Here is a 7131-nt window from a genome sequence, read left to right on the forward strand (position 1 = left end):
TCGGTAGACTTTGAACGCACTTTGAACACCGCTATACAGGCCGGGCGCTGATGCCATGACACCGCACCGGCCAACCCCGGCGCGGCAGCCGCCATGCAACGCACATGGCGCGACGCGGCCGACTTCTACAGGAGACAACGATGACCCGCCTTTTCCCCTTTTCCCTGCTGCCCGCACGGCAAGCCTGGCGCGCCTGCGCGGTACCGCTGCTTGCCACGCTGGCGCTGGGAGCCGCCGTGCTGCCCGCCCGCGCCGCGGACAACTGGCCCACCCAGCCGATCCGCTGGGTGGTGCCCTACCCGGCCGGCGGCGGCACCGACGTGGTGGCGCGCACGCTGGGCCAGGCCATCACGCCGGCACTCGGCCAGCAGGTGGTGATCGACAACCGGCCGGGCGCGGCCACCATCGTCGGCGCCGACGCCGTGGCACACAGCAAGCCTGACGGTTACACGCTGCTGACGGCCGATACCGCCACGCTGGCGGCCAATCCTTCGCTGTACAAGAAGCTGCCCTACAACGCCGACAAGGATTTCGTGCATGTAAGCATGGTGGCGCGCTTCCCGCTGATCCTGGTCGCCACGCCGAACTTCCCCGCACGCACATTGAAGGAAGCGATCGAGTATGTGCAGAAGAATCCCGGCAAGGTCAATTTCGCCTCGCCCGGCGCCGGCAGCCCGCACCACCTGGCCATGGAACTGTTCATGGACCAGACCAGGACGAAGATGACACACGTGCCGTACAAGGGCGCTGCCCCGGCGGTGCAGGACCTGCTCGCCGGCCAGGTGGAACTGATGTTTCTCGACCTGGCGTCCGGCCAGCAGAACGTCGCCGCTGGCAAGGTGCGCGCCCTCGGCGTGGCCACGCCCAAGCGCCTGACGGCGCTGCCCACGGTGCCGACGGTGGCCGAGGCCGGCGTGCCCGGCTTCGAGGCCTATGCCTGGCAAGGCGTGGTGGTGCCGGCCGGCACGCCCAAGCCGGTAGTGACGCGCCTGAACGCCGAACTGGTAAAGGCGCTCAAGAGCGCCGACGTGCAGAAGCGCTTCGAAGGCATCGGCGTGGAGCCGGTATCCAGCACACCCGAGGAATTCGCCCAGTACGCCCATGCCGAAGCCGAGCGCTGGGGCAAACTGATCAAGGCCAAGGGCATCACGGTAGACTAGCGGGCCGCTTTTTTCCTAACGCATTGCATACATGAAACTCGCCACCCTCAAGGACGGCTCGCGCGACGGCCAGCTCGTGGTCGTCTCGCGCGACCTGAAGACCGCCCACTACGTCAACGATGTCGCCGGCAAGCTGCAGAACGCGCTGGACGACTGGAACTTCTACGCGCCGCAGTTGCAGGACGTCTACGACGCCCTGAACGCGGGACGCGCGCGCCATCCGTTCGCCTTCGACCCCAAGGCCTGCATGGCGCCGCTGCCGCGCGCCTACCAGTGGGCCGACGGCTCGGCCTATGTGAACCACGTGGAGCTGGTGCGCCGCGCGCGCGGCGCCGAGATGCCGCCCGAGTTCTGGACCGACCCGCTGATGTACCAGGGCGGCTCTGACGACATGATCGGCCCGCACGACGATATCGTGTGCGCCAGCGAAGCCTTCGGCATCGACTTCGAAGCCGAGATCGCCGTCATCACCGGCGACGTGAAGATGGGGGCCAAGCCCGAGCAGGCCGCCGACGCCATCCGCCTCATCATGCTGGCCAACGATGTGTCGCTGCGCAACCTGATCCCGGCCGAGCTGGGCAAGGGCTTTGGCTTCTTCCAGAGCAAGCCGGCCACGGCGTTCTCGCCGGTGGCGGTCACGCCCGACGAGCTGGGCGAAGCCTGGCGCGAACGCCGCGTGCACCTGCCGATGACCGTGCACTGGAACAGCAAGAAAGTGGGCGCGCCCGACTGCGGCACCGACATGGTGTTCGATTTCGGCCAGCTCATCGCCCATATCTGCAAGACGCGCAATGTGCGGGCGGGCAGCATCGTGGGCTCCGGCACCATCTCCAACGTCGACCGCAGCAAGGGCTACTGCTGCATCGCCGAGAAGCGCATGCTGGAGATCATCGATGGCGGCCAGCCGGTCACCGGCTTCATGAAGTACGGCGACGCGGTCAAGATCGAGATGTTCGACGCGCAGGGCCGTTCGGTATTCGGCGCTATCGACCAGCTGGTGTCGGCCCCGCGCTAAGCCACCGCCGGTTCCATGACGATGCCCTGCGCGAGCATGGCAGCGATCTCCCGCTCCCCATAGCCACCTTCGGCAAGGAGCGCTCGCGTATCCTCCCCCAGCCGGGGCGACGGCCGCAGGTATTGCGCCGGCGTCTCGGACAGCTTCACGGGCAGCCCGATGGTCTTGATCGGGCCCGCCTCGGGATGCTGCTGCTCAACCACCATGCCGCGCGCGAGCGTTTGCGGGTGACTCAGGGCTTCGCCCACGGAGTGGACGGGCCCGGCCGGAACCCCCGCCTTGTCGAACGCGGCCAGCCAATGCGCTGAGGACTGCGTAAGCGCTACTGCGCCAGCACGTGCTGGAAAAGCGGGACTTTGCGGTGAATGAAGCGCGCGCGCGAGAAACTTCCGGCGATTAGCAGAGACAGGACGGGGAGTGCTTATAATTGACCGACCGACCGGTTGACTAATTGCCGTCGACTATGCGCCGCCGCAGCGCAGGCTCCGGTGGCGCCCCCGGGCTGCGATGCGCGGCCCGGTCCCACCATGATCCACTATGGAATGGCCACCGCCATCGCTCCCCCCATGACCGCAATCCCTCCGCAAGATGCTCCGCAATCCTCACCGCTGCCCCAGCCCGACGCCGCGCCGTTGTCGCCGCGCTACGACCGCTACCGCGCGCTGACCCTGCGCAGGCATGGTCCCATCCTCGAAATCGTGATGGGCGCGGACCAGTCCGCCAACCGCAAGCTGGCCACCGCCGACGCCAACATGCACCGCGAACTGGCGGAAATCTGGCGCGACGTCTCGGCCGACCCCGAGGTGCGCGTGGCGCTGATCCGCGGCGAGGGCAAAGGCTTCTCCGCCGGCGGCGACCTGTCCCTGGTGGAAGACATGGCCAACGATTTCGCCACCCGCACGCGGGTGTGGCACGAAGCACGGGACCTGGTCTACAACGTCATCAACTGCGACAAGCCGATCGTCTCGGCCATGCACGGCCCGGCAGTCGGCGCCGGGCTGGTGGCCGGGCTGCTGGCCGATATCTCGATCGCGGCCAGGACCGCGCGCATCGTCGACGGCCATACGCGGCTGGGCGTGGCGGCAGGCGACCATGCCGCGATCGTGTGGCCCCTGCTGTGCGGGATGGCCAAGGCAAAGTACTATCTGATGCTGTGCGAGTCGGTGAGCGGCGAAGAGGCCGAGCGCATCGGGCTGGTGTCGCTGACCGTGGACGAGGATGAACTGGTCGAGCGCGCCTTCGACGTGGCGCGCCGGCTGGCCGCCGGGTCGCAAACGGCGATCCGCTGGACCAAGTACGCGCTCAACAACTGGCTGCGCATGGCGGGCCCGGCGTTCGACAGTTCGCTGGCGCTTGAATTCATGGGCTTTGCCGGCCCCGATGTACAGGAAGGCGTGGCGAGCCTGCGGCAGAAGCGGCCGCCGAAGTTCGATTGATGCAGTTCGACTAATGTAGTTCGACCCCGCAGCCGGCACCGCCGGCTGCCGACCCCCGGAGACGAAACGATGTTCGGCCAGATCCCAGATTTCACCAACGGCTTCGAGTTCCTCCGCAAGATGTGGGGCAGCGCCGCCGGCATGCCCGGCGGGCTGATGCCGGGCCTGCAGGCCATGACCCCGCCGATGAACCTGGAGGAAGTCGACAAGCGCATCCACGACCTCAAGGCCGTGGAAGGCTGGCTGCAGCTCAACACCAATTTGCTGCGCACCACCATCCAGGGCCTGGAGGTCCAGCGCGCCACCCTGGTGGCGCTGCAGACCATCGGCACCGCGCTTTCGCCCGAGGCCATGCAAAGCGCCATGGAAAACGTCGCGCGCGCCGCCAGCTCGCCGAGCGCCGCGCCGTTCCAGCACAAGGCGGAACCCGCCGCGGCAAAGCGCGTCTGGCCCGAGCCCACGGTCGAGGAAAACGAGGACGAGGAAGACAACGGCCCCGACGTCCCCGAAGCGTCCGCAGCCGGCCAGGCGGAACAGCCGGCCGCCGCGTCCGGCCAGGCCAGCGCGCCCCCGCCCGATGCCAGTCTGTGGTGGGATGTTCTGCAGCAACAGTTCAACCAGATCGCCAGCAGCGCCGCAACCGCCAGCCTGACGCCGTTCGGCAATCTCGGCGGCTTTGGCATGCCAGGGGCGGATGCGCAGCCCGGATCTGCCGCCAAGCCCGCGAGCAAGCCGCCGGCCGGTGCGGGCAAGACGGCAAAACCTGCCAAGGCGGCCAGCAAACCCGGCACCAAATCCGCCGCCAAGCCAGCCGTCAAGGCCGCAGGCAAGGCCGCAGCCAAGCGTCCGGCCGGCAAGAAGCCCGCGGCGACCAAGTCCGCGCCGGTGAATGGCACGGCCGGCGCCCCCGCATCCGGGGACAAGCCGGATGTGCCCGGCGAGCCGCACTGAACCCGTGCCGGAGCTGGCCGTGATCCACCCATCGAGCCGACACCCTTGGTGAAGACCACCGCGCTGATCATGATGGGCGGCGGCGCCCGCGCCGCCTACCAGGCCGGCGTGCTGCAAGGCCTCGCCCGCATCGCCGCCCGTCACGGCCTGGATCGCGGCCGCATCCCCTTCGATATCATCTGCGGCACGTCGGCCGGCGCCATCAACGGCGCAGGCATGGCGATCAACGCCGCCAATTTCCGCGCGGCGGCCCACAGCCTGGCCGCGCTATGGAGCGGCATCCATGCCGAGGATGTCTACCGGACCGGCGTGGTCGGCGTGGGCGCATCGGGTGCCCGCTGGCTCTCCGCGCTGGCTTTCGGCTGGGTCACCCGGCGCGCGCCGCGGGCGCTGTTCGACAACGCGCCGCTCGGCGGCCTGCTCTCCGAGCTGTTCGACCCCGAGCGGGTACAGGCGAGCCTGGACGCCGGCGACCTCCAGGCCTTGGCCGTGACGGCGCTGTCCTACAGCACCGGCCGCCACGTCACCTTCTACCAGTCGCACCGCCGCATCCATCCGTGGCGCCGCAGCCAGCGGCTGGCCGTGGAAGCGAAGATCGGTGTGGACCACCTGTTGGCGTCCTCGTCCATTCCCTTCCTGTTCCCCGCGCTGCCGCTGGAACTGGACGGGCATCATGAGTGGTTCGGCGATGGCACCATGCGCCAGATGTCGCCCCTGTCGCCGGCAATCCACCTGGGCGCCTCGCGGATCCTGGCCATCGGCGCCGCTTCGCGCCAGCGCCCGGGCTGGTTCGACACCGTACCCGCCGGCGGCTACCCGTCGCTGGCGCAGGTGGGCGGCCAAGCCCTGGCGAGCATCTTCCTCGACGGTCTGTCCGCGGACCTGGAACGGCTGCAGCACATCAACAACCTGCTCTCGCGCATGCCGGAAATCGCCAACGACAGGGAGGGCTGGCGCCCGGTGCAAGTGATGACGATTTCGCCCAGCGAACCCATCGAAGCCATCGCTGCCACACATGTAAAACAGCTGCCGCGCACCGTGCGCGCCTTGCTGACCCCGCTGGGCGGCACCGAAGCGCGCGGCGCGGCCTTTGCCAGCTACCTGCTGTTCGAGCCTGAGTTCACCCAGGCACTGATCACCCTGGGCGAACAGGATGCTCTGGCTCAACAACACGAACTGGCCGCCTTCCTGTATGACATCATCCCGCCCGATCATGGCAACGAGATAGGCGCAACGTCCGCGCGCCCGGCTACACTGGGTCATGAACCACCTGCCCGCGCGATGGCCTGACCTATCGGCGCGGCCCAGCCGCAAGTGACGCATAATGCTCCTTGCCGCGCAAGGAAAATCGGTGGAACAAGCGATATTCGCCCATAAATTAAGTACCGCGCAGATCCAGCCGCATCCGCTCCCATCGTTTCCGCATGAAAAGAGCATTGGGAATAATTCGCATCTGGTAGAATCTGCCCGTAATTTCAAAGGCTTACCATGCTCTACCCCGAACTGTTCAAATCGCTGGAAGCGGTACGTTGGCACATGGACAAGGACATCCCCTGGGATTCCTTCGACCCGAGCCTGCTCACGGACGACCAGGCCAAGACGATCCGCATGAATGCCATCACGGAATGGTCGGCCCTGCCCGCCACCGAGATGTTCCTGCGCGACAACCGCCACGATTCCGACTTTTCGGCATTCATGAGCATCTGGTTCTTTGAAGAGCAGAAGCATTCGCTGGTGTTGATGGAATACCTGCGCCGCTTCCGCCCGGACCTGGTGCCGACCGAGGAAGAACTGCACGCCGTGCGCTTCGAGTTCGACCCGGCCCCGCCGCTGGAAACCCTGATGCTGCATTTCTGCGGCGAGATCCGCCTGAACCACTGGTACCGCCGTGCCGCCGAATGGCACACCGAGCCGGTGATCAAGCAGATCTACCGCACCCTGTCGCAGGACGAAGCCCGCCACGGTGGCGCCTACCTGCGCTACATGAAGAAATACCTCAACCAGTTCGGCGACAGCGCCCGCTCGGCCTTCGCCAAGATCGGCGTGCTGATGGCCTCCGCCCGCCGCACCGAAAAGCCGCTGCACCCGACCAACCTGCACGTCAACAAGGCGCTGTTCCCCAACGACACCGTGCAATCGCGCCTGCCGGATCCGGACTGGCTCGAGCACTGGCTCGACGAGCAGATCCGCTTTGACGAAAGCTGGGAGAAGAAGGTCATCGAGCGGATTCTGCACAATATGTCGCTGTTGTTCGAGCGCACGTTTGAGACGGTGCAGGATTTGAACCGGTATCGGAAGGAGTTGAATGCGAAGTTGCAGGCGGCTGGGGGGGCGCAGCCGGCGCAGGCTTGATTCAGGTTTGGTTATTTGAGTTGCCTTCGGCAGAACGGACCCCATCGGTTGATGGGGTTTTGTTTTTTGGTTCTTCAGACTTTCGTGTGGGTAGGTAGTACGCTTTCGCGCATGGCTTGGTAAGGAGGTGTGCGATGGACAGCGTGGAACTGTACCGGCAGCTGCTTGGCGTGACTGCGCCATGGACGGTGGAGCGTGTCGACCTGGACGTGGCGCG

Annotated in this window: 7 protein-coding genes; 6 read left to right on the forward strand and 1 reads right to left on the reverse strand. The window is 66.8% G+C overall.

Annotated features, from left to right (window positions below; translation table 11 throughout):
* Positions 1-140 precede the first annotated feature (140 nt).
* Together AC1DS6_RS38800 and AC1DS6_RS38805 are read left to right on the forward strand one after the other, a co-directional pair.
* Positions 141-1160, forward strand: coding sequence for a Bug family tripartite tricarboxylate transporter substrate binding protein (locus AC1DS6_RS38800; RefSeq protein ID WP_441637190.1), 1020 nt, complete (start codon positions 141-143; stop codon positions 1158-1160).
* A gap of 31 nt (positions 1161-1191) precedes the next feature.
* Positions 1192-2175, forward strand: a complete 984-nt coding sequence (locus AC1DS6_RS38805) for a fumarylacetoacetate hydrolase family protein (protein WP_441637192.1) — start codon at positions 1192-1194, stop codon at positions 2173-2175.
* Here AC1DS6_RS38805 and AC1DS6_RS38810 read toward each other — a convergent pair.
* The gene (locus AC1DS6_RS38810; protein ID WP_441637198.1) at positions 2172-2627 is read right to left on the reverse strand and encodes a CoA transferase; all 456 of its coding nucleotides are present in this window, start codon (positions 2625-2627) and stop codon (positions 2172-2174) included. The genes AC1DS6_RS38805 and AC1DS6_RS38810 overlap by 4 nt on opposite strands.
* Positions 2628-2741: 114 nt before the next feature.
* On the opposite strand from AC1DS6_RS38810, the gene AC1DS6_RS38815 reads away from it, so the two are divergent.
* The 4 genes from AC1DS6_RS38815 (at position 2742) to AC1DS6_RS38830 (ending at position 6914) form a co-directional block, all read left to right on the forward strand.
* On the forward strand, positions 2742-3611 hold the full coding sequence (locus AC1DS6_RS38815) for an enoyl-CoA hydratase/isomerase family protein (RefSeq protein WP_276286433.1): 870 nt from the start codon (positions 2742-2744) through the stop codon (positions 3609-3611).
* A 69-nt stretch (positions 3612-3680) separates the two neighbouring features.
* Complete coding sequence (locus AC1DS6_RS38820; protein ID WP_441637194.1) at positions 3681-4562, forward strand: PhaM family polyhydroxyalkanoate granule multifunctional regulatory protein; 882 nt, start codon at positions 3681-3683, stop codon at positions 4560-4562.
* Between the two features lie 69 nt (positions 4563-4631).
* The gene (locus AC1DS6_RS38825; RefSeq protein WP_441637200.1) at positions 4632-5852 is read left to right on the forward strand and encodes a patatin-like phospholipase family protein; all 1221 of its coding nucleotides are present in this window, start codon (positions 4632-4634) and stop codon (positions 5850-5852) included.
* 198 nt (positions 5853-6050) lie between these two features.
* On the forward strand, positions 6051-6914 hold the full coding sequence (locus tag AC1DS6_RS38830; protein ID WP_441637196.1) for a ferritin family protein: 864 nt from the start codon (positions 6051-6053) through the stop codon (positions 6912-6914).
* Positions 6915-7131: the final 217 nt, after the last annotated feature.

Source organism: Cupriavidus sp. 05L310, from assembly GCF_056398185.1.

What these genes read in the sequence shown, in the direction of transcription:
- AC1DS6_RS38800 (WP_441637190.1), top strand. Translation starts at nt 141, where the DNA reads ATGACCCGCCTTTTCCCCTTTTCCCTGCTGCCCGCACGGCAAGCCTGG.
- AC1DS6_RS38805 (WP_441637192.1), top strand. Translation starts at nt 1,192, where the DNA reads ATGAAACTCGCCACCCTCAAGGACGGCTCGCGCGACGGCCAGCTCGTG.
- AC1DS6_RS38815 (WP_276286433.1), top strand. Translation starts at nt 2,742, where the DNA reads ATGACCGCAATCCCTCCGCAAGATGCTCCGCAATCCTCACCGCTGCCC.
- AC1DS6_RS38820 (WP_441637194.1), top strand. Translation starts at nt 3,681, where the DNA reads ATGTTCGGCCAGATCCCAGATTTCACCAACGGCTTCGAGTTCCTCCGC.
- AC1DS6_RS38825 (WP_441637200.1), top strand. Translation starts at nt 4,632, where the DNA reads ATGATGGGCGGCGGCGCCCGCGCCGCCTACCAGGCCGGCGTGCTGCAA.
- AC1DS6_RS38830 (WP_441637196.1), top strand. Translation starts at nt 6,051, where the DNA reads ATGCTCTACCCCGAACTGTTCAAATCGCTGGAAGCGGTACGTTGGCAC.